At 73.6% G+C, this 21,686-nt stretch carries 19 protein-coding genes and 1 pseudogene; 8 read left to right on the top strand and 12 right to left on the bottom strand.

The genetic code is table 11. The features are described 5' to 3' along the window. Window positions 1-161 precede the first annotated feature (161 nt). The gene (locus tag WA762_RS20795; RefSeq protein ID WP_335937432.1) at window positions 162-1,058 is read left to right on the top strand and encodes an alpha/beta fold hydrolase; all 897 of its coding nucleotides are present in this window, start codon (window positions 162-164) and stop codon (window positions 1,056-1,058) included. Here the strand turns inward: WA762_RS20795 and WA762_RS20800 are convergent. From WA762_RS20800 to WA762_RS20830, 7 genes are all read right to left on the bottom strand, one after another. Continuing rightward, window positions 1,001-2,014 (bottom strand): helix-turn-helix domain-containing protein, encoded by a 1,014-nt coding sequence (locus WA762_RS20800; protein ID WP_335937433.1) that lies wholly within the window; start codon window positions 2,012-2,014, stop codon window positions 1,001-1,003. The genes WA762_RS20795 and WA762_RS20800 overlap by 58 nt on opposite strands. Before the next feature lie 212 nt (window positions 2,015-2,226). Continuing rightward, the gene (locus WA762_RS20805; protein WP_335937434.1) at window positions 2,227-3,027 is read right to left on the bottom strand and encodes an alpha/beta hydrolase fold domain-containing protein; all 801 of its coding nucleotides are present in this window, start codon (window positions 3,025-3,027) and stop codon (window positions 2,227-2,229) included. After that, on the bottom strand, window positions 3,024-4,034 hold the full coding sequence (locus WA762_RS20810) for an LLM class F420-dependent oxidoreductase (protein WP_335937435.1): 1,011 nt from the start codon (window positions 4,032-4,034) through the stop codon (window positions 3,024-3,026). Before WA762_RS20810 ends, WA762_RS20805 begins: the two co-directional genes overlap by 4 nt. Next, entirely contained in the window at window positions 4,031-5,242 is a 1,212-nt protein-coding gene (locus tag WA762_RS20815) for an acyltransferase family protein (RefSeq protein WP_335937436.1), read from the bottom strand. Before WA762_RS20815 ends, WA762_RS20810 begins: the two co-directional genes overlap by 4 nt. Beyond that, window positions 5,229-6,794 (bottom strand): MFS transporter, encoded by a 1,566-nt coding sequence (locus WA762_RS20820; RefSeq protein ID WP_335937437.1) that lies wholly within the window; start codon window positions 6,792-6,794, stop codon window positions 5,229-5,231. The genes WA762_RS20815 and WA762_RS20820 overlap by 14 nt, the downstream gene beginning before the upstream one ends. 73 nt (window positions 6,795-6,867) lie before the next feature. Beyond that, window positions 6,868-7,929: a GDSL-type esterase/lipase family protein gene (locus WA762_RS20825; protein ID WP_335937438.1), complete on the bottom strand. Its 1,062-nt coding sequence runs from the start codon at window positions 7,927-7,929 to the stop codon at window positions 6,868-6,870. Between the two features lie 272 nt (window positions 7,930-8,201). Further along, complete coding sequence (locus WA762_RS20830; RefSeq protein WP_335937439.1) at window positions 8,202-8,798, bottom strand: histidine phosphatase family protein; 597 nt, start codon at window positions 8,796-8,798, stop codon at window positions 8,202-8,204. 257 nt (window positions 8,799-9,055) lie between these two features. Between WA762_RS20830 and WA762_RS20835 the strand changes: the two genes are divergently transcribed. After that, the gene (locus tag WA762_RS20835) at window positions 9,056-9,274 is read left to right on the top strand and encodes a CbtB domain-containing protein (RefSeq protein ID WP_335937440.1); all 219 of its coding nucleotides are present in this window, start codon (window positions 9,056-9,058) and stop codon (window positions 9,272-9,274) included. Between the two features lie 28 nt (window positions 9,275-9,302). Next, window positions 9,303-10,073: a CbtA family protein gene (locus WA762_RS20840; protein ID WP_335937441.1), complete on the top strand. Its 771-nt coding sequence runs from the start codon at window positions 9,303-9,305 to the stop codon at window positions 10,071-10,073. A 131-nt stretch (window positions 10,074-10,204) separates the two neighbouring features. Here WA762_RS20840 and WA762_RS20845 read toward each other — a convergent pair whose 3' ends face one another. After that, the gene (locus WA762_RS20845; protein ID WP_335937442.1) at window positions 10,205-10,570 is read right to left on the bottom strand and encodes a tetratricopeptide repeat protein; all 366 of its coding nucleotides are present in this window, start codon (window positions 10,568-10,570) and stop codon (window positions 10,205-10,207) included. Between the two features lie 173 nt (window positions 10,571-10,743). Between WA762_RS20845 and WA762_RS20850 the strand changes: the two genes are divergently transcribed. From WA762_RS20850 to WA762_RS20860, 3 genes are all read left to right on the top strand, one after another. After that, entirely contained in the window at window positions 10,744-11,709 is a 966-nt protein-coding gene (locus WA762_RS20850) for a pirin family protein (protein WP_335937443.1), read from the top strand. Between the two features lie 218 nt (window positions 11,710-11,927). Then, entirely contained in the window at window positions 11,928-12,464 is a 537-nt protein-coding gene (locus WA762_RS20855) for a VOC family protein (RefSeq protein ID WP_335937444.1), read from the top strand. Then, window positions 12,457-13,260: a MerR family transcriptional regulator gene (locus WA762_RS20860; RefSeq protein ID WP_335937445.1), complete on the top strand. Its 804-nt coding sequence runs from the start codon at window positions 12,457-12,459 to the stop codon at window positions 13,258-13,260. Before WA762_RS20855 ends, WA762_RS20860 begins: the two co-directional genes overlap by 8 nt. Before the next feature lie 319 nt (window positions 13,261-13,579). Here the strand turns inward: WA762_RS20860 and WA762_RS20865 are convergent, their stop codons facing one another. The 3 genes and pseudogenes from WA762_RS20865 to WA762_RS20875 all read right to left on the bottom strand — a co-directional run. Further along, window positions 13,580-15,721, bottom strand: a complete 2,142-nt coding sequence (locus WA762_RS20865; RefSeq protein WP_335937446.1) for a M48 family metalloprotease — start codon at window positions 15,719-15,721, stop codon at window positions 13,580-13,582. A gap of 128 nt (window positions 15,722-15,849) precedes the next feature. Next, complete coding sequence (locus WA762_RS20870; RefSeq protein ID WP_335937447.1) at window positions 15,850-16,440, bottom strand: hypothetical protein; 591 nt, start codon at window positions 16,438-16,440, stop codon at window positions 15,850-15,852. A 91-nt stretch (window positions 16,441-16,531) separates the two neighbouring features. Continuing rightward, window positions 16,532-17,554 (bottom strand): annotated as a pseudogene (locus WA762_RS20875) (amidase family protein); the annotation flags it as partial. A 222-nt stretch (window positions 17,555-17,776) separates the two neighbouring features. Here WA762_RS20875 and WA762_RS20880 point away from each other — a divergent pair. Both WA762_RS20880 and WA762_RS20885 read left to right on the top strand, forming a co-directional pair. Beyond that, window positions 17,777-18,661, top strand: coding sequence for a hypothetical protein (locus tag WA762_RS20880; RefSeq protein ID WP_335937448.1), 885 nt, complete (start codon window positions 17,777-17,779; stop codon window positions 18,659-18,661). A gap of 479 nt (window positions 18,662-19,140) precedes the next feature. Continuing rightward, complete coding sequence (locus tag WA762_RS20885; RefSeq protein WP_335937449.1) at window positions 19,141-20,088, top strand: LysR family transcriptional regulator; 948 nt, start codon at window positions 19,141-19,143, stop codon at window positions 20,086-20,088. A gap of 250 nt (window positions 20,089-20,338) precedes the next feature. On the opposite strand, the gene WA762_RS20890 is transcribed toward WA762_RS20885, so the two are convergent. Then, window positions 20,339-21,427, bottom strand: a complete 1,089-nt coding sequence (locus WA762_RS20890) for an NADH:flavin oxidoreductase (RefSeq protein ID WP_335937450.1) — start codon at window positions 21,425-21,427, stop codon at window positions 20,339-20,341. Window positions 21,428-21,686: the final 259 nt, after the last annotated feature.

Raw genomic sequence — 21,686 nt, forward strand, 5'->3', positions numbered from 1 at the left:
TTCGGAAGGACTGAAATTCGAAATTCCAGACGCACATTAGGAATGCGAGTTCGATGCCGTCAATGGCAATCATGGAGGCGGTGCACCGGCCATCCTGTGACCGCCGATAACAGCATCCGCGATGAATTCCGCAAAACCCTCGGGGTGATTAGCCTGGGCCGATGGTGATGTTCGAGGGATTTGATTCGCTGACCGTCGCCGGGGCCGACGGCGGACCACTGCGTGTCCGTACGGCGGGTGGCGGACCGCCCCTGCTCCTGGTGCACGGATTTCCGCAGACGCACGCGATGTGGCACGCCGTGGCCCCCCTGCTGGCCACGGAATTCACCGTCGTCGTCACCGATCTGCGCGGCTACGGGGACAGCCGGCGGCCCGTGCGGGGCGGCGCCGACCCCGCGCCGTTCGGCAAACGCGCCATGGCGGACGACCTGGTGCGGGTGATGGCGGAGCTGGGCTTCGACCGGTTCGACGTGGCCGGCCACGACCGGGGCGGCCGGTGCGCCTACCGCCTGGCGCTGGGCCACCCGGAGCGGGTGCGCCGGCTCGCGGTGCTCGACATCGTGCCGACGGCGGACGCCCTCGACGCCGTGGACGCGCTGACGGCCCGGCAGCTGTGGCGCTGGTTCCTCCTGGCCCAGCCGTATCCGACGGCCGAACGGCTGATCGAGGGCGACCGCGAGGCGTTCCTCTTCGGCGCGCACGCCGGGCTGTTCGCCCCGGAGGCGCTCGCCGCCTACCGCGCCGCCGCCGACGACCCGGCCGTGGTGCACGCGATGTGCCAGGACTACCGGGCGATGTTCGGCCCCGACCTGGAGCAGGACCGGGCCGATCTGCGGGCGGGGCGACGGATCGCGGCGCCCCTGCTCGCCCTGTGGGGCAAGCGCTCGCACACCGAGCGGAACCACGATGTCCGGGCCGTGTGGCGGCGGTGGGCGGACGACGTGCGCGGCAGGGCGCTGGACTGCGGCCACTTCCTGCCCGAGGAGGCGCCCGCCGAGACCTACGCCGAGCTGCGCTCCTTCTTCGCCGCGACCGGGCCCGCCGACGGAGCGGGATGACCCGGGGACCGGTCCCGGCCGATGCACACGACCCCGGCCCCCCGGTCGCGGCTCTCCCGTACCAGCCGGGCCACCAGGGCGCGGTCGGCCGGGCCGGCCGGCGCCTGCACCAGGACGAGCGCCTCCGGGTCGTCCACCGGCCGGAAGGCCGAGAACAGCAGGTCGAGCCCGCCGTGGCGGGGGAGCAGCACCGAGACCCGTCGGGCCGTCAGATCACCCACCCCCTGGCACTCCCACCACTCGGCCAGCTCGGGAAAGTCCTCCCGCAGCGTCGCGTAGATCTCCTGGGTGCGCGGGTCGGTGGCGGCGAGCCGGGCGGTCTGCCCCCGGAAGTGGGCCAGCACGGCACGCGCCACCGGCTCCCAGTCCAGCAGCGTCGAACGGAACGCCGGGCTCCCGGCCACGCACCACATCAGATTGCGGCGCCGGGCCGGGATCCCGGCCGGGTCGGACCAGACCGCGGCGTACGCCTCGTTCCACGCCGTGATGTCGAAGCGCGAGTCCAGCAGCACCGCCGGACTGTTCTCCCAGGTGTCCAGCAGGGCCCGCACCCCGGCGGCCACCGCGTCGTGCCCCGCGCCGTCCGGGGCGGGCGGCAACAGCCCCGACAGGGCCAGCACATGGCGGTACGAGACCGCGTTCAGCCCGAGCGTGCGGGCCACCGCCTCCAGCACCTTCCGGGAGGGGATCACGCGGCCCTGCTCCAGCCAGGTGTACCAGGCGAGCCCGACCCCCGAGAGCGCGGCGACCTCCTCGCGGCGCAGCCCGGGAGTGCGCCGTCGGCCGGTATCGGGCAGCCCGACGTCCCGGGGCGAACGCCTTTCGCGATGGGCGCGCAGAAACGCCCCCAGTTCCTTCGCGTTCGAAAGGGTGTGGCTCTCGACGATTTCCCCTTCCGTCCCTCCCGGCGCGTGGGCGGATTCTCTTCCTCTTGGCGTGGGTGTGGAATCGTGCACGGAAAAACGCCCCTTCCGGTCGGCGGGTCGGCGCGGGACCGGAGGGCTCGCCTTGGCTCTCCCCTGCATCGCCGACGCCGTCCGCTCGGACCGGAATCCGGAACCCCCGTGGCCCGGCTGCATGGCCGCCCCCTGACTCTCCGCATCCTGCGGCTTCACCGCCAGCCTAACCGCGCCCGGGCCGCCGTTGTCCGATTCCCGGCGGTTGTTCGTCAGGCGAGATGTTCCGTTAAGAATTCCGCAACAGAGTCCACCGCCGCCCCCGCCTCGGGCAGCCGTCCCACGGCCAGATGCCAGCAGTGCGTCGTGCCCTCCCACATCTCCACCCGGCAGTCGCCGCCCGCGGCGGCCATCCGCGCACCGAACCGCTCCGTGTCGCCCGCCAGCACCTCCGCCCGGCTCGCCTGCAGCAGCACCGGCGGCAGCGCGGCCAGCGCGGCGGCGTCCGCGAACAGCGGCGAGGCGGCGGGCTCCCGGGGGTCGGCGCCCGCCAGATACAGCTCGGCGGAGTGGCGCAGCGAGGACCGGTCGAGCACCGGGTCGGTCGCCGCGCACCGCTCGAACGCCTCGGATTCCAGAGTGAGATCCAGCCAGGGCGACAGCGCCGCCGCCGCGGCGGGCGCGGGCAGCCCGGCCCGCCGCGCCTCCAGCAGCACGGCCAGGGCCAGCCCGCCGCCCGCCGACTCGCCCACGACGGCGATCCGGTCCGCCGGGACGCCGTCGTCCAGGAGCTCCGCGTATCCGGCCAGGCCGTCCTCGACGGCGGCGGGATACGGATGCTCCGGCGCCAACCGGTAGGCGGGCGCCACGACTTCCGCGCCGGTCCGGCGGGCCAGGTACGAGGCGAGCGGGCGGCTCAGCTCCGGCGAACCGGCCCGGTAGCCGCCGCCGTGCAGATGCAGCACCACCGGCCGCCCGCCGCCGTGGTCTCCCGACGGCGTCCGCTCGCCGCCGGATCCGCCCGGCACGAAGCGCAACACCGGCCGTCCGCCCAGTGACTGACGCGACGTCACGAGCGGAGCTCCGCGAGGAGGCCCGTCAACGCGTCGGGGTGCGCGTACAGTTCGGGCGTCGGCGCGACGTACAGCAGGACCGTGGTCACGCCGGGATGCAGGAAGGCGCGGATCCGTTCGCGCAGCGCGGCCGGCTCCCCGTGCAGCCACAGCGCGTCGACCAGCTCCGGGGGAAGCGCGGCGGCCGCCCTATGACGGTCACCGGCCAGATGGGCCGCGTACGACTCCCGCAACGCCTCCCCGCGCCCCAGCCAGGTGTGAAAGGCGTGGTAGGGCTTCTGGTTGAGGATCCAGCCGAGGAACCCCCGGCCCGCGCTCGCGGCGTACGCGGCGTCGGCCGTCGGGCACACGAACAGCTTGACCACGGTCTCCTTGGGGGGCGGCGGGTTCCCGTCCGCGCCGTCGGCGCCGGCCTCGGACCGGCCCGCCGCGATCACCCGGGGCACGTCCTCGGCGGTGAGCAGATTGACGACCGCGCCGTCCCCGTCCCCGTACGCCACCCCCAGCATCCGCGGCCGCAACGCCCCGACCAGCACCTTCGGTGGCCTGGCGGGGGTGAAGCCGAGACTGAACCCGGGCGCCGAGATCGTCTCGTACGCGTCGCCCACCGGCCGCCCGTGCAGCGCGCGCCGCAGGAACCGCACTGTGTCCCGAACCCGGGCCAGGGGCCGGTCGTGCGCGCCGCCGTTGAGCGCCGTGGTGTGCGCCGGCACGGAGGCCCCGACGCCCAGCAGCACCTCGCCCCGGGACAGTTCGGCGAGCGTCGCCGCGGTCTGCGCGAGGATGCCGGGGCCGCGGGTGAAGACCGGCACCACACCCGTGCCGAGCCGGAGCCGGGGCTGCCAGGCGGCCGCCGCGGCGAGCGGCGTGAAGGCGTCGATGCCGCCGCCCTCCCCGGTCCACACATCGGTGTAGCCCAGGTCGGGGAGCGCCTCCACGGTGCGGCGGTGATCCGTCAGGGCTCGGGCGGGCAGGGGCAGGTTGACGCCCCAGCGGACGGCGTTCATGGGGTGCGCACTCCTGTTCGTCGGGAAACTCGGGTGGCGGCGGGCCGGGGCAGCGGCCGCGGCGCGCGGGTCCGGCCGCGCAGCCGCCGCAGCGGCCGTTCGACCAGGTAGTGGCTGAGCGCGGCGCAGCCCGTGGACAGCACCACCGTGACCGGGAAGAGCACCGCGAAGTCGGCGGATCCCGCCCGTTCCCCGGTGATCCGCAGCCAGGCCTCGACCACGACCATGTGCCAGAGGAACAGCCCGTACGAGATCCGCCCGAGCCAGGCGGGCAGCGGACGGGACAGCAGCCGGGCGGGCGTCCCCGGTCCCGGCCGGGCGGGCCCCAGGGCCAGTGGCACCACCAGCGCCACCGCGACCACCAGATAGAGCACGTGCTCCAGCAGCGCCTCGGCCACCGTCGGGTAGCGCAGGGTCGAGCCGGTGAGCGGCGTCGACACCAGCACGTACGCGCCCAACGCCACGCCCCAGCACAGCCACGGCCGACGCGCGACGGCGGGCGGCTCGGCCACCAGGGAGGCGACGACCGCCAGGGCCATGCCGGCCGCGAAGTACCCGGCGTACTCGGGCAGCCAGAGCTGGGCCGGCGGATACGCTCCGGCGGACGGCACATGGGTGAGGACCACCGACAGCAGCGTCACCGCCTCGACACCGGCCAGCACTCCGAGCACGGCCCCCGAGGCGCCCCGGCGCAGCAGCGGGTGGAGGACCGCGGCCAGCAGCGGGAGCACCGCGTAGAAGGACACCTCGGTCGCCAGGCTCCAGGTCTGCGGGAGACCGGCCGGGATCGGGTCGGAGCCGTAGACGTGCAGCAGCAGGAACGTGCGCAGCGCGGGCCACGGCGCGCCGAGGGCGTCCCGTCCGAACCACACCAGCGCGACCAGCGCCACCAGCCAGTAGGCGGGCAGGATGCGCACCGCCCGGTGGCGCAGATACCGGGCGGTGGACGGGCGGGGCGCGCCGTCGCGGGCCGCGTCGGCGAACGGGCGGTACAGCAGCAGCCCGGAGAGCACGAAGAAGACCGGAACCCCCACGGTGAAGCGGGAGAGGACCGGCCCGAGCGGCCCGGCCTCACCGATGCCGAGCCAGCTGGAGGCGACCTGGCCGGTGTAGATGCCCACATGCAGGGCGATCACCAGCAACGCGGCCACGGCACGCAGCCCGTCGAGCGGGAGGGCGCGGGCGCGCCCGGTGTCAGGCACGCCCATCGGTGACCTCCGCGCGAGCGGCGCCGGCCGCCCGCGAAGCACCTGACCCGGGAGCGCCCGACGCGGAAGCACCTGGCTCCGAAGTACCTGGCTCCGAAGCACCCGGCTCCGAAGAGCCTGCCCGCGAGGCGCCCGTCCCTGAAGCGCCCGCCTCCGTGGTGCCGGCCTCCGAAGCGCCCGGTGCGGAATCGCGCGGTGCGGAATCGTCCGACGCGGCGTCGTCCTGCCCGGAGCCGCCCGACGCGGAACCGTCCGGGCCGGGACCGCCGGGTCCGGGCTTCTGCCGCGAGGGGCCCTGCGCCCGCGGTTCCGGGCCGTCGACGGCGGCCGGCCGGAGCCGGCCCACCAGGGGCAGCGCGGTCAGACCGGCCAGCACCGCCAGCCCGCCGCCGACGACCGCGGTCCCGGCGTCCGCGTGCGCGAACGTGCCCGCCGCGGCGACGCCGACGGCCGTGCCCGCGTACAGCGTCGCGCTGTTCCACGAACTGGACGTCGCCCCCAGCTCCGGCCGCGACGACACCAGCAGCGTCTGCACCAGCGTGCCGAAGGCGCCGCTCGCGAAGAACCACACCAGCACCGCCGCGTACGCCAGCGGCGAGGGCGACCCGAGCGCGGCCAGCACCGCGGCCCCGCCCAGCACCAGGCACCACACCGGAATCCACCCCGCGTCGCCCGAGCCGCGCTCCCGCGCCCGGTCCCCGATCCGTCCGGCGACCAGCGATCCCAGCGCGCTGCCGGCCCCGACCAGGACGCCGAGCAGCCCCAACTCGTCGACGGAGAGGCCGAACCGGTCGTGCAGTGCGGAACCGAGGAACGTGTACGCCCCCAGGTTCGCGGCCTGCAGCAGGAAGACCACGATCAGGGTGTGCCGCAGCACCCCGTCCCCCCAGACCGAGAACACGGCCGCGAACCGGAGCGGCTCCGCCCGCGTCCCGCCCTTCGCCCGCCCGCCGATCTGGGCCAGCAGCAGCGGGAGCGACGCCGCGGTGAGCGCGGTGAGCGCCCAGAACGAGGCCCGCCAGCCGCCCCAGCCCGCGAGGAAACTGCCCGCCGGCACGCCCAGCACCTGACCGGCGGAGAAGAGCGCCATGCCGAGCCCCACCGCCCGGCCGCGCACCGGCGCCGGTGCCGTCTCCGCGATGTGGGCCCAGATCGACGGCCCGGCCAGCGCCGCGCCGAGCGCGCCCAGCACCCGGGCCGCGATGAGGACCGGAAGGTTGCCGGCCACCGCGGCCAGGGCGTTGCCCAGCAGGAACAGCAGCGTCCCCGCGAGAATCGTCGGCCGCCGTCCGAACCGGTCGGACACCGCGCCGAGGAACGGCGCGGTCAGGGCGTACACCAGCGTGTACGCGGTGACCGTGCCCGCCGCCGCGGCGACGGAGACGCCGACGGACCCGGCGATGGTCGGCAGCAGCGGCGAGACCAGGAACGTCTCGGTGCCGATCAGGAACAGCAGCAGATAGACACCCGTGTACGTCGCCCACGGCACCCGGGCGGGCGGCGACTGCGCGGGCGACGCCTCGTGGGCGACGGACGGGGTGGTCTCGGGCACGGCATTCCTCTCGCCGGACAGCGTCTGACGAGGCGATCGTCGCCGGGCCGCCGGACGGCAGCCAGATCCCGAATCATGCTGGTACTGGCACACACAGGCTGCGCCGCAGCGCGGCCAGGAACCGCGCGGCGAGGACGGGATGGCCGGCCGGTCCCGGATGCAGCCGGTCCAGACCCTCCGGCTCCAGCAGCAGTCGGGCCTGTTCCGGTCCGAACACGTCCAGCCCGTCGATGTAGTGCAGGTTCGCGTCGCCGTGCTCCCGCAGCAGCCCGACTGCCTCGCGGGTGCGCTCCCGGCAGTCCCGCACGGTCAGCCCCGAGGGCCCGGCCACGGTCTCGCGGTCCGGCGCGACGATCGTCGACATGACGGCGAACGGCGTCTCCGGATGCCGTTCGCGGACGGTGGCCACGAACCCGACCAGCGCCGAGGTGAAGGCGTCCGGACGGTGACTGCCGAGCGCCTGGACGTTGATGCCGACGCACGCGGTGAGGAGCTCGGCCGGCAGGTCGCGCATCAGCCGCGCCGTCATCGGCTGGAGACAGCAGGCCGCGCCGAGCGCGACGGACGTCAGGTCGAGTCCGGCCCGCCGGCTCACCAGGGCCGCCCAGGCGCGGGCCGGTGAACGCGCGCCCCGACCCTGGGATATGGAACTGCCGTAGTGCACCCAGCGGGGGCTCTCGCGGTCGTCGTAGGCGACCTCGGCCCCGGCGTCGAGCACGAGTGCGCGCAGCCGGAACTGGTGGTACGTCGGCAGCCAGAGCTCGACGGCGGCCATCCGGCCGGGCAGGCCCGTGACCAGGAACTCGGCGTCGCTCCCGTCGCACACGAGCTCCACGGTGGTGAGGATCCGCCCGTCGCGCACCACGTCCAGACGCGGCAGCTCCTGCGGCCCGTCGAGCCGCGGCGCGGGGTCCGCGCGATAGCGGCAGCGGAGCTCTCGGCTGTCGGTCCGCAGCGTGACCCGGACCCCGGCGGGCATGGCGGCCCGCCCGATCCCGCCCTCCGGCAGATGCAGCCGCGCCTCGTGGTGCGGAACCCGCCAGGGCGCGACCCAGCCCGGCCCGTGCTGCAACGACACCGCGCCGCGGAACCGCAGCAGCGGATCGTCCCCGGACACGACACGCTTCGCCGGCATCCAACCACCTCCCCGAGTCCGCCCGCCATCCTGGACGGGCGCGGCCGGGGCAACCAGTCGTCGCGGATGCTGTGATCAGGACTCACCGTCAGCGCGCCCGTGCCCATGCCCGTGCCAGGCCTTGTGCCCGTGCCCACGCCCACGCCCGCGTCCGTGCCAGGCCCGCGCCCGTGCCCGTGCTGCGTTCGTGCCGTGCTCGCGTGGCCCGCCGACTTCGGCCCGTTCCCCCGGCTTCGGGCCGACCGGCCGGCCTCAGCCGGTGCGCGCGGGCTTCAGCCCGCCTGTACGGGCGGCGACAGCGGTCGCCCACAGCGCAGATTCCACCGGCCCGACCGCCCGCTGAGCCCGGTCAGCGTCAGCGGGGCGACGTCCAGCCGCCAGAACGACTCGGCGGGCAGCGCGAGCGCCCGTACGATCAGCGCCCGGACCACCGAGGGGTCGACGACCGCCAGCACCCGAACGTCGCCGTCGCCGGCCGGGCCCGTCACGGACTCCAACCAGTCACCGGTCCTGGCACAGAACTCCCGCAGCGACTCGCCGCCGTGCGGGGCCGCCGACGGATCGGTCAGCCACGCGGACACCGCCTCGGGTTCGCTCCCGCTCACCTCCGCCAGCCGCCGCCCGCCCCAGCGCCCCAGGTCCCAGCCCCGCAGGATGTCCACGGCATCGGCGCGCAGTCCCAGGGCACCGGCGGTGCCGGCGCACCGCTCCGACGGCGCGCGCACATACCGGTCGGCCGGCGGGACCGCCGGCGCGGCCGCCCGGGCGGCACGGGCACCCGCCGGGTCGAGCGGGGCGTCACCGTCGAAACGGGCCTCGCGCAAGGCCGCGTTCAGTGCGGGTGAGACCGACATCACGTGAATCGTCATGGCCAGAACAACCCCTCCCAGCTGCGGGTATCCACCGGGCACACCATGGCATGCGGTCCCTCCGGACCCGTCGGGACCATGGCCCTCGGCCGTCGGCAGGCGGTATCGTCCCAGGGACATGACGAAGGTGTGACGGAAGCCGGTGGGAATCCGGCACGGTCGCGCCACTGTGTACCCGTACCCGTACGGGAAGTCAGACCCGGCACCTTCGCCTCGGCACCACGATCGGGACGCGTGTTCCCCCAGGAGGTTCTGCCATGGCACAGACTGCTGCCGCTCCCGCCACCGTCGCACCGGCGATCACCCCCATCTCCCTGAAGGCCATCGCTCCCTGGGCGGTCTTCTTCGGCATCCTCATGCTCGTCCTGCTCTACTTCGTCGGCGCCGAGCAGGGCGCCACCTCGGTCATCTCCGGCGAGGGCGTCCACGAGTGGGTCCACGACGGGCGTCACCTCCTCGGTTTCCCCTGCCACTGACGTACCGCTCGAGCCAGGGGAAGACCTCATGAACTCCATATCCGTCAGAGCCCTCCTCGTCCGGGGCATGCTGGCCGGCCTGATCGCGGGCGTGTTCGCCCTGGCCGTCGCCTACCTCCTCGGCGAGTCCAGGGTCGACGCGGCCATCGCCCTCGAAGAGGCGCACAGCCACGAGCACGGCGGCGAGGAACTCGTCAGCCGCACCCTGCAGTCCACCGCCGGACTCGCCACCGGCGTGCTGGTCTTCGGCGTGGCGATCGGCGGCATCGCCGCCCTCGTCTTCTGCTACGCCCTCGGCCGGATCGGGCGGTTCGGGCCGCGCGCCACCGCCGCGCTGATCGCGGGCGCGGCGCTGCTGACCGTCTACGTCGTCCCGTTCCTGAAATACCCGGCCAACCCGCCGGCCGTCGGCAACCCCGACACCATCGGCCGGCGCACCGGTCTGTTCTTCCTGATGGTCGCCCTCAGCGTGCTGCTGGCCGTCGCCGCTGTCATCCTCGCCCGCCGGCTGGCCCCCCGCCTGGGCAACTGGAACGCGACGGTGGCCGGATCCGCCGCGTACGTGGTCGTGATCGGGCTCGCCTACGCCTTCCTGCCCTCGTTCAACGAGGTCGGCAAGGACTTCCCGGCCACGCTGCTGTGGGAGTTCCGGCTGGCGACCCTCGCCGTGCAGGCCACCCTCTGGGTCGTCTTCGGCCTGGTCTTCGGCCACCTGACGGAACGGCTCCTCGTCCCCGGCGCGAACGCGGTCCGGGCCGGGAGCGGCACCACGGGCCGCGCCGCAGCGGCGGCAGGCTGACCGCCGCGCCGCCGTCCGGCGCCGGAGCCCGCCGGGATCACGCCCGGCGGGCTCCCGCGCGTCGGCGGCGCGGCACCGGAACCGGGGCGGGCCCGCACCGGCGGCCCGCCCCACGACGTGCCCCGTCCAGGTCAGCCGCCGACGCGGCCCGCCTCGGCGTCGAAGTCCCCGGAGAAGGCCGCCGCCATCCGCAGATGGCCGGCCGCCTCCGCGTCCCGCCCCTGGCGTTCCAGCGTGCGCCCGAGCATCAGCCGGGCGTAGGGCTCCACCGGGTCGCGCTCCAGCACCGTGCGCAGCTCCGTCTCGGCCCTGCCGAGCCGGGCCGAGTGGTAGTACGCGCGGGCCAGCAGCAGCCGCGGCGACACCTGCTCCGGCGCCTCCGCCACCAGCCCTTCGAGAATCCGGGCCGCGGTCATGTACTCCTTGGTCTCGAAGAACATCTGCGCACGGTCCCAGCGGTCGGCGGCCGTACCGTACTCGAAATAGGTCTCGTTCATCTGATCTCCTCGTACCCGGACCGTCGGTGGAGCGTCCTGCCGCGCCGGGCCCCACCCGGCCGAGCCGGTCTCTCCGGCGCCTGATCCAACCCGGCATGATGGTTGAATATTCCACTAAGACTTCGGCGTGGGAACCGGCGCCCCCGGGCCCCCACGGGAATAGGTTGGGCGCCATGAGCAATCTCGATCGCCAGGCCACACCCTCCGTCTGCGGAGGGCGGGGCTTCGTCGTCGCCGAGCCGGTACGGGAGCTTCTCGCTCCCCGCCGCGTGCAGCTGGGGGAGTCCACCGAGGTGCGCAGGCTGCTGCCCAACCTGGGCCGCCGCATGGTGGGCGCGTGGGCCTTCGTCGATCACTACGGTCCCGACGACATCGCGGACGCACCCGGGATGCAGGTGCCGCCCCACCCGCACATGGGGCTGCAGACGGTCAGCTGGCTGCACGACGGAGAGGTCCTGCACCGGGACAGCCTCGGCAGCCTCCAGACGATCCGCCCCCGCGAGCTGGGGCTGATGACCTCGGGCCGGGCGATCAGCCACTCGGAGGAGAGCCCGAAGCCCCACGCGAGATTTCTGCACGGCGCCCAGCTCTGGGTCGCCCTCCCGGACGCCCACCGCCACGTCGAGCCGCACTTCCAGCACCACACCGAGCTGCCCACCGTCACCGCCCCCGGCCTGGAGGCCACGCTGATCCTGGGCGAACTCGACGGCGCCGTCTCGCCCGGCACCGCGTACACCCCGATCGTGGGCGCCGACCTCTCCCTCTCCGCCGGCGCCGACGTACGCCTTCCGCTCGAACCGGACTTCGAGTACGCGGTACTGGCGATGTCCGGCCGGACGGAGGTCGACGGGGTGCCCGTGCTGCCCGGCTCGATGCTCTACCTCGGCTGCGGCCGCCGTGAACTCCCCGTCCGCGCGGACGGCGACGCGGGCCTCATGCTCCTCGGCGGCGAGCCGTTCGAGGAGGAGCTCATCATGTGGTGGAACTTCATCGGCCGCTCGCAGGAGGAGATCGAGGCGGCCCGGAAGGACTGGATGGAGGGCTCCCGCTTCGGCGAGGTGCACGGCTACGCAGGCGACCGCCTGCCCGCCCCCCGACTTCCCCCGGTGGCCCTGAAGCCGCGAGGCCGGGTGCGCTGACCCGGCGCCGCGCGCCCGCCGGGACGTCTTGAGGCGCCGCCCGTACCGAGCCCCTTCGTCGAGACGGCGAAGGGGCTCCGGCGTGCCCGAGGCGGCCGTCTACCCGTGCGGCCGGCGTCCGCGCGCGCCGCTGCCCCCGACCGGGTCCGGTCGGACGCGCGCCGACTTCACGGTCCCGGCTTGACCCTCACGCCGCGTGAGGCTGAAAGGTGGGGCACATGAGCGACTACTACAACGCGTTCGAGATGAGCCCCGTGCCCGCTCCCGGCCCGGAAGCGGTTCCGCCGGAGCCGTTCCACGGCATCTATGGAATGCCCGCGTTCGTGACGATCCCCACGAGCGATCTGGCGGCGTCGGTGGATTTCTGGGTTCGTGGGCTCGGGTTCTTCGAGCTGTTCAGCATCCCCGGCAGGCTTGTGCATCTGCGCCGGTGGGCGTTCCAGGACGTACTCCTCGTCGCGGAGGGGAGCGTCCCGGAGCAGGCGCCGGCGATGAGCGTCGGCTTCGCGTGCGTGCTCAGCCAGGTTGATTCCCTGGTCGAGGCGTGCCGCGCGTTGCGCCCGGACTCGGTCGACGGTCCACGGGACACGCCCTGGAACACCCGCGATGTCGTGGTGATCACCCCCGAGAACGCACGGATCGTCCTCACCGCGGCGAAGCCCTTCGATCCGGACAGTCAGGAGGCGCGGAACCTCGAAGCCATCGGGATCACCCCACCGGGCGACGGTCGCGGGGACAATGGGGAACATGCCTGATACCACCGACGCCGACGGCCTGACCGTCGGTCAGGTCTCGGCGCGTCTGGGCGTGACGGTCCGCGCGCTGCACCACTGGGACGAAATCGGTCTGGCGCGGCCTTCGTTGCGCACGGCTGCCGGATACCGGCTCTACACCGCCGGTGATCTGGAACGCCTGCATCGCGTCGTCGTCTACCGCGAGACCGGTCTCGGCCTGGACGGGATCCGGGCCGTCCTGGACGACCCGGCCGCGGACGTGCCCGGCGCATTGCGCGCGCAGCGCACCCAGGTCGCCGAACGGATCGACCGCCTCCAGCGGCTCGGCGCCGGACTGGACCGGATGATCGACGCCCACGAGCGCGGCCTGCTGCTGACCGTCGAGCAGCAGGCCGCGGTCTTCGGCCCCCGGTGGGACCCGGACTGGCCCGCCCGAGCCCGTCAGCGCTACGGGGACACGACGCAATGGCGGCAGTACGCCGAGCGCTCGGCCTCGCGCGGTCCGGAGGAATGGCGGGCCGTCGCCGACGCCGTCGCGGGCCTCGACCGCGCCCTCGGGGACGCGATGGACGCCGGCGTCACGCCGGGCAGCCCGGAGGCGAATCGACTCGCCGAGCGGCACCGCGAGGTCTTCGCCGCGTACTTTCCCCTCACCCGGGAGATGCAGGTCTGTCTCGGCCGCAGGTACGAGACCGATCCGGGATTCGCCGCCCACTACGACGGCATCCGCACCGGCCTCGCCACGTGGTTCCGCCGACTCATCGACGCCGACGCGCGCGCCCACGGCATCGACCCCGACACCGCGACCTGGCAGTAGCGCGGGTCCGAAAGCCCGCACCCGCGGGGGCGTCGGACGCCTTCACGAACGCGCCCCCTAAGGGCTGTCCCGTAATCCGTGGTGGATCAGCGTGCGGCGTCAGATGTGGTGCATCGCAAGGCGGAGGGGCGCCCGCATACTGGACGTATGGGCGTTCCGACAACGCCGCGAGGCGCCGCAGCTGTCGTCGCACGCCCGCCAGGGATTACGGGACAGCCCTTAGCCGGCCGGTCGGGCCCGTCCGCGCTCACACGGCGCTCACGACCACGGTGTGGCCGGGGCGCGAGCACCGCGCGTCGGTGAGGCGGAGCCGTCCGCCTCACCGCCGGACGCTGTCGCTCAGGGCGACCCACGTGGGGATGAGGAGCAGCGCGAAGGCCGCGGTCCAGGCCGTGATCGTCGACGCGATCCCCAGTGTGTCGAGCGGCTGGACCAGCTCGCACGCGGGATGGTCGAGGCCCCAGCGCAGGCAGGCGAAGTGGTCGCGCGCGGTGAACGCGGCCAGGGGAAGCGGCAGCCCGGCTCCGACCACGGCGAGGACTCCGTGGAACGCGCGCAGTTCACGGTGCGCGGTGCGCCGCGCGACGAGAAAGCCGGCGGCGAGTTGCAGCAGCATCGCGACGGGCACGAAGTAGAGGGTCACCACCGAGCCGACGAGCTCGATCGGCCACGGGAATACCAGGGCGCCGAGCGCGTGCACCTGCCACAGCCCGAACCCCGCGACGGCGCCGATCACGACACCCTCCAGCAGCGCCCGCCCCGGACGCAGACGCGGTGGGGCGAGGAGCGCGGCGGAGGTCTCGGCCGACGGCGTCCACAGCAGGAACCGTTCGGGGCCGGCGGTGGACCCGACGCCGCGCACGCGTCCCAGGACCCGCGCCGCGAGCCGCGCGGCGAGTGGGAATCCGACGGTGACCACGATCACGGCGAGGACCACCGGCGGCGGTACGAGCACCGCTGCCAGGGAGAACACCAGGCCCAGGTAGTCCAACGGCGTCGGCAGCAGGCTCAACAGGCGTGGCAGGGGCAGCAGTTCGAAGCCGGGCGTCCCGGCGGCATGGACCTGCCCGAGCCAGAGGCTCAGCAGCACCACACCGGTCGCGCAGCCGATCACCAACGGCACGAGCGGACGCCGCGCGCCCAGCACGACCGGCGCCCACACCCGGGCGGTCACCGCGTTCCACCGGACGAATCCGTAGCCGACGGCTCCGAGGAGGAGCCACCACGACAGGACCACCGTGAGGGGGCCGGCGACGCCCATGGAGAAGGCCGTCTGCTGCCGCTCGTCCCCGAACGTGCCGATGAAGAGGCCGCAGCCCATGGCGAGCCCCACGCGGTGGGCGCCCGTCCACCTGGCGTGGTCCAGGTGCGCGGCCAGGGTCACCCGCCAGATGCCGACGGCCACGCCGCCGCCCAGCAGCACGGCGGGGACGAGCGCGTTCAGCGTGCCGGAGGGATCGGCCGGCCTGATGGTCGCCCCGGTCCACGCCGCCACCTGCCCGTAGACGAGGGAGCAGGTCAGGGCCAACCCGAAGACCTCCCAGGGCGAGAACCCGAACAGGAGCCTCGTGTCGTTCAGGGCGGCCACCCGCCGGGCGGCGGAGGGGTGCGTGCGCCGGAACAGCCGTCGGCGGCGCGGGCCGGCCTGCTCGATGCCGTGCTGCGCGGCCAGCAGGCGCCGCAGGGAATGGGCGCCGCGCGTCCACACGGCGACCCGGGCGTCCGCGTACAGTTCGCGGCTGCGCAGGACGGCGCTGCCGGCGTGGGCGACCGTGACCGCCAGGGCGCACTCCGCGGTGACGTGCAGCAGCTGGTAGATCAGGTGCGTGGGCGCCAGCTCCCAGCTGATCAGCAGGGAGAAGGGCGCCGTGACGGCGATCGGCAGGGCGAGCGCGAAGACGAACAGCCGGGAGCAGATGAGGGTGAGGAAGGCGGTGTCGACATCGCGGTTGCGCAGATGGGCCAGCTCGTGCAGGACGATCGCGCGGAAGGCTTCGGGATCCCGGCTGTGCAGTCGCAGCAGTCCGTTCCCGAGCATCACATGGCGTCGGCCGACGCGCCCGAACGCGAGTCCGGCGGGGCCCGGTTCGTTGCTGTCGACGACGAAACGCACCCGGCACCGTAGTTCGGCGAACGCCACCAGTTCCGTGAGCGTGCGCTGGATGTCCGGGGGCGCGCAGGCCCGCAGCGGCCGCAGCCGGCGTCGGCGGATGCGGTAGACGGGCAGCAGCCAGTAGACGACACCGACGGAGAGCCACAGGGCCGCGAGGGCGACCAGCTGCGCGGTGTTGCCGCTGCCGAGGTCCGGCAGCGCGCAGCGGCGGGCGAACTCCGCGGGGTCGTCGGCCGTCAGGGCGAAGTTCGCGGACGCGCATGCGATGGACTGCCTGAGGGATGCGATGTCGCCACCGAGCCCGAAGTACCGCGCCGCGTCGGCCGCCCCGCCGATGGTCGCCGCCATCGCCACCGATGTGCTCAGAATGAGCAACGCGAACCGCAGGGAAGTTCCGGACGGTAATCGGAACGGGTGCTGCACCCCCACCGGGCGGCCGCTCGCCGAGCCGCCCCGGAGTTCGCCCGGATCCTCCCTCACGAGGGATCGGATTCCCCGGTCCGGCCGTCCCGCCCGTCGCCGTCCGAAGCGTCCTCGGCCCCCGCGCCCACGACCCCGCCCACGATGGCGTCGGCCAGGAGCCGCGCCTGGCCGGGCGGCAGACCCAACGTCACGCCCCGTTGGTAGGCGATGCGCCGCAGGACCTCCAGGTCCGCGGGTCCGAGCGTCTGCCCGTCGGCCGGCGCCACGGGCCGTACGGCGCCCGGTGTCGCGAACGGATTGCTCGAATCGTCGTCCGCCCCGCCGGCCGGAGCGTCGTCCGCCCGCGCCCGGCGCCTTCGCCGCCAACCCCGTCTGCGACCGTCGCGCATGACGTCCGTGGCGATGCTGCTGGCGACAGTCGCCGCGACCGGCAGCGCGAACGCCGTCAGCGTGGTGACGGCGATGGCGTCGATGCCGATGCCCAACGGCTCGGACCGCGCCTTCCGGGCCACCCGGGCCGGATCCTCGAAGTACGCGTGCGCCGACCCCTCGAAGAACGCCAGTTCCTCCGGGGCCAGCCGGCGTACCGCCTCCCGGGCCAGCCTCCGCGCTCGTTCCGTCTCGCTTTCCCCCGACGCGCTCATCGGTCGGCCCCCGTCCCCCGATCACCAGACCTGTCAGCCGGAGTATCACCCCAACTCATGTCGCACACAAGGCATTTCAGAGACGCCAGGACTATGGCCGCGCTTCGCGGCCGCCGTGCGCGATGGGGTTGGTCCGCGTTCGGTCCGCCCCCACTTGCCGCTCCGGCGCCCGGAAGCCGCCGATCTCCCGCTTGAGCAGCTCGGCCAGCCGCAACGACGTACGGTCCTCGAACATCGGGCCGATGAGCTGCACGCCCACCGGCAGACCCTCGGGGGACCGGCCCGCCGGCACGGCGGTGGCGGGCAGGCCGGGCATGGTGGCCAGACCGGCCCAGACGAGCTGGTCGAAGTACGGGTACGCGACGCCGTCGATGTCGATGCGGCGTTCCCTCGGATCGGGGGTGTGGTCGTGCGGGAACGCCGGAGTGGGGGTGATGGGACACACCACGGCGTCGAACTCGGCGAAGAGCCGTCGCCAGCCGTGGCGGTGGAGTTCGCGGCGGCCGTTCGCCTCGATCCAGTCGCGGTGGCTGAGCACCATGCCGCGCAGCCGCGCCGCGTCGAGGCTCCGGTCGTCCGCGCTCAGTCCGGCGGCCCGTGCCCGGAGTCGTTCGTGCGATTCGACGGGAAAATGCGCGACGGAGCTGGAGAACAACAACTGCGTGTAAAGCACCGCGGCTTCGGCCGGATCGGGCAGCAGCGGGCTGTACCGCTCGACGCGGGCGCCGCCGTCGACAAGCGCGTCCGCCACCCGGCTCACGCCCGCCCGCACGGCGGAGCCGGTCGGAATGAGCGGATGTTCGTCGAGGACCAGGACCGTGAAGTCGCGGAGTCGCTCACGGCGCGCGGGCGGCAGCGTCACGTCGTACGCCACGCCGAGCGTCAGCGGGTCCGGTCCGGCCATCACGTCGAGCAGGAGCGCGAGGTCGCGGGCGGTGCGGGCCATCGGGCCGACGACGGCGAGGTCGAGGTCGGCCGGCAACGCCGGTGCGGTCGGCGGGACCATGCCGCGGGCCGCCGCCAGCCCGAGCGTCGGCTTGTGCGCGTAGACACCGCAGAAATGCGCGGGGGTGCGCAGCGAGCCGGCGATGTCGGAGCCGATGGACAGCGCGCCGAGGATCACGGCCGTTCACCCGACCGCCGGCGAAGGCGACGCGTGCGGCGGGCCCCCGCGCTCGGCAGGCTCCCGGCAGCCGCCGCGGAGACGGTGGGCGGCCCGTCGGGGAACCGGATGTTCACCTCCCGCTCATTGACGCCGGTCGGCCGGCACTGCTGTAGTCCTCTCGCTCACGAAAGGCATCGGTGCGTGACCCCGAACAAAGGAGGCTGGGCTCAGATGAAGCCGGGCAGGATTTCAGCGACCGCGGCGATCGCGATCGCGCTGGCCATCGGAAGTGCGGCGTCTCCAGCGACGGCCTCGGCCTCGAACTGGACGCGCACGGCGGACTACTACCGGTGGACCGGGTTCAACGCGTTGGAGCGCGGGCAGGGCGTGGCCACGGACGGGACGTACTTCTACTACGCCGGGCCCGGCGGGATGGTGAAGGCCACCGTCGCGAACGACTCGGAGGTCGCGTCGTCCATGTTCCCGATCCCGCCGTTACTGAGCGGGACCTACGGCGGCGATCACATCGGGGACGTGGAATACCACGACGGCTACGTGATCGCGCCGATCGAGGACGGCCGCAACGGCTACCAGCATCCGCTGCTGGCCCTGTACAACGCGAGCGACCTGAGCTACACGGGCCGCTATGTGCAACTGCCGCTCGCGCAGATGCCCGGCGGGGTGCCGTGGGTCGCGGTGGACGCCGCCGCCGGGCTGGTCTACACCGCGCCCTGGACCCAGGACGCCGCGCAGGGTACGAACAAGCTGGTCGCCTACAGCCTGAACGATCTGCTGACCCTCCCGGCCGGCTCCACGCTCCCGGTGGTGAAGACGGTGACGCTGTCGCAGCCCCTGAGCAGGATCCAGGGCGCCGCGATGTGGCAGGGCAGGCTCTACGCGTCCGTGGACGACTCGGCCAAGTCGGTCTACTCCGTCGACACGGTCTCCGGCGAGGTCTCCTACGCCTTCCATCAGGACGTCGAGTCCGGCGACGAGGTGCAGGGGATAGCCGCCTGGGACTTCGGTCCTTCGGGAGGGCAACTGCACATCGTGCATGTGGGCTCGGGCCTGAAGTCGATCTTCCTCTACCTCCAGCACTACTCCCGGACCGACTGACCCGCCGGGGCGGCGGGGACTCGCGGACGAACGACTGGCGTGCCGACGGCCGGCCCGGCGCGGCACGCCAGTGCGCCCGTGGAGACCGATATCCGTGGAGACCGACGCCCGTGGAGACCGACGCCCGGGGCCGGCGCACGCAGGGCGAGGGGTGTGCGAACTCACTCCCAACTGTTCATCCCGGCAAGGGTTTCCGGCCCTCGGCGGCGGGGGAGAGTGCCTGCCGGTCGCCCGCAGGAGCCGAGGGAGAACTTCATCATGGTCATCACGCACGTGTCCCTTGCCCACATGCTTGGAACGTTTCCCGGTCACGGGGAATCCCGAGCCGGAGCCGGAGCCGGAGCCGGAGCCGGAGCCGGAGCCGGAGCCGAAGCCGGAGGCCGGGGCGGGGCCCACGCCCCGACGCGTCGGACCCCGGCCCGGCGGGCAGAGGGTCCGGGGTCCGCTCCCGACTCCCGGTCTCGCGCCGGGCGTGCGTTATGACCGATCGCCTGGGCTTCAGCCTCACTCAGTTACGGTACTTCGTCGTGTCCGCCGAACTCGGCAACATATCGGAGGCGGCCGAGAAGTTGTGCGCGTCGCAGTCGACGGTCTCGTCCGCCGTGATGAGGCTGGAACGCCAGCTCGGCGTGCAGTTGTTGCTCCGTCACCATGCCCGTGGTGTCACCCTCACGCCGAGCGGCCGCCACCTGCTGCGCGAGGCACGCGCGTTGTTGGGGCAGGCCGGGAAGCTCAAGGCGCAGGGCGACGCCCTGGCGAGCGACACCACCGGTCAGCTCGACGTCGGGTTCTTCTTCCCCATCGCCCCGTTTCTGCTGCCACTGGTTCACCGGATGACCCGGGAACGGCATGCCGGGTTGCAGCTGAACGTCCATGAGGCGCCCGCCGACCGGCTACTGCGGTTCCTGCAGGACGGGCGGTGCGAACTGGCCGTGACCTATGACTTCCTCGCGGGTGATTCCAGGTTCCGCCCGCTGGTGGACCTGCCGGTTCACGCCCTGCTGGCCGACGGGGACCCGCTGGGAGCGGCCGGTCCGATCGCGGGAGCCGGTCCGGTCGGGCTGGACGAACTGGCCGCCCGACCGCTCGTCACCTTGAACGCCCCGGCCGTCCTCCGCCATGTCGAGCGGATCTTCTCCGCCGCCGGCGTCCGCATGCCCCAGGTGATCGCGGTGGCGGGCGTGGAGACGATGCGCGGGCTGGTGGCCGCCGGCGCCGGGTTCGCATTGATGTATCAACGTGCCTCGCACATGACGACTTTGGACGGGGGGAGGGTCCGGGCGGTCGAGATCGCCGGAGATCCCCCCTCGCTGTCCCTCGGAGTGGCGATGATGCCCGATCTGACCCTGAGCGGTCGCGGCAGAGCCTTCGTGGAGGTTCTCCGATCGGCGGTGGCGATCAGCTACGGCGTGAAGGCGCTCGCCTGACGCGAGGGTCCCGGACGTCCCGGACGCCCCGGACGCGGTGGGCGCCCCGGCCCCACGCGTCCGGCCCGCGCGTTGCCCGGCCCCTGCGCGGCTCGGCCCCGGCCCGGTAGCCGCCCTGACGCGGCAGGGGGCCGACGCGATCCGCACGGCGTCGGCCCCCTGCCGGGCAGCTCCTGTCAGGGCGCGGCCGGGCCGGGGCGGCGTACGTCGCGGCGGTCCGGACCGCGAAGCCCGCCCGTCGGGCCCGGGATCAGACCAGACTGCCGAGCACGACCGGGTCGTAGGGGACGGTCCGGTCGAGTTCACCGCTCAGCGCCTTCACCGCCCAGTCCGGGTTGGCCAGCAGCGTCCGGCCCACCGCGACGAGGTCGAACTCGTCGCGCCCCAGGCGGGCCAGCAGCTCCTCGATGCCGGTGAGGCCGGCCGGCCGGGTGTAGCCCTGGGCGAACTCGCCCTCGCCGTACTGCCGGTCCAGGCCCACCGAGCCGACCGTCACCGCGGCCCTGCCGGTGAGCCTGCGCACCCAGCCGGCGAGATTGAGAGCGCTGCCGTCGAACTCGGGCAGCCAGTAGCGACGGGTGGAGGCGTGGAACGCGTCGACACCGGCGTCGGCCAGCGGGGCCAGCATCCTCTCCAGCTCGTCCGGGCTCTCCGCGATGCGGGCCTGGTACTGGTTGACCTTCCACTGGGAGAGCCGGAAGAAGACCGGGAATCCCGGACTGACGGCCGCGCGGATGGCCTGCACGATCTCCGCGGCGAAACGGGCGCGGGACGCCGGGTCGCCCCCGTAGCGGTCGGTGCGCCGATTGGTGGCGCTCCACAGGAAGTCGTCGATCAGATAGCCATGGGCGCCGTGCAGTTCGACGCCGTCGAACCCGAGCCGCTCCGCGGCCGCGGCCGCCTTCGTGAAGGCGGACACCGCGGCGTCGATGTCCTGCTGGGTCATGGCCCTCCCGGCCGGGGCGCCGTCCAGCCCGAGACCGGACGGGCCCTCCGCGGGCGGTTCGGTCCCGTCCCGTACGACGCCGGTGTGCCACAGCTGCGGAATGATCCGGCCCCCGGCCCGGTGCACCCGCTGCGCCACCCGGGCCCAGCCGGCGAGGGCCCGCTCGCCGTAGAAGTGCGGGACGTTCTCGTACGCGCCGGCGGCGGGGCGGTCGACATAGGTGCCCTCGGTGATGATCAGCCCGACCTGGTTGGCCGCCCGGCGGGCGTAGTACTCCGCCACGTCCCGACCCGGCACACCGCCGGGGGACTGCATTCTGGTCATCGGGGCCATCACGATCCGGTTGGCGACCGTCATGTCGCCCACGACGAAGGGATCGCTCAGGCTGGCCATTTTTCCTCCCGAGTTGTCGGCACCAGGTGCGCGGACATTCCGTGCGCGTGCGCATCCCGTCCCGGCGAAGTCTTCCGGGCGGTGGCGAAAACCGTTGTGACCGCACGTCGACGGCACATGATTATCGGCTCCGGCGGATCGTGACGTCCAGGCGGCCCCGACGCCGCGGATACGCCGACGGCTCATTTCTTTCCCATGGCGGATCGACTCCTTCCCGCGGCGGATCGGCGCGGATCCCTTTCACGGCCTGCCGTCACGT

Source organism: Streptomyces tyrfis (assembly GCF_037034285.1).
In the GTDB taxonomy this organism is placed as follows: Bacteria; Actinomycetota; Actinomycetes; order Streptomycetales; family Streptomycetaceae; genus Streptomyces.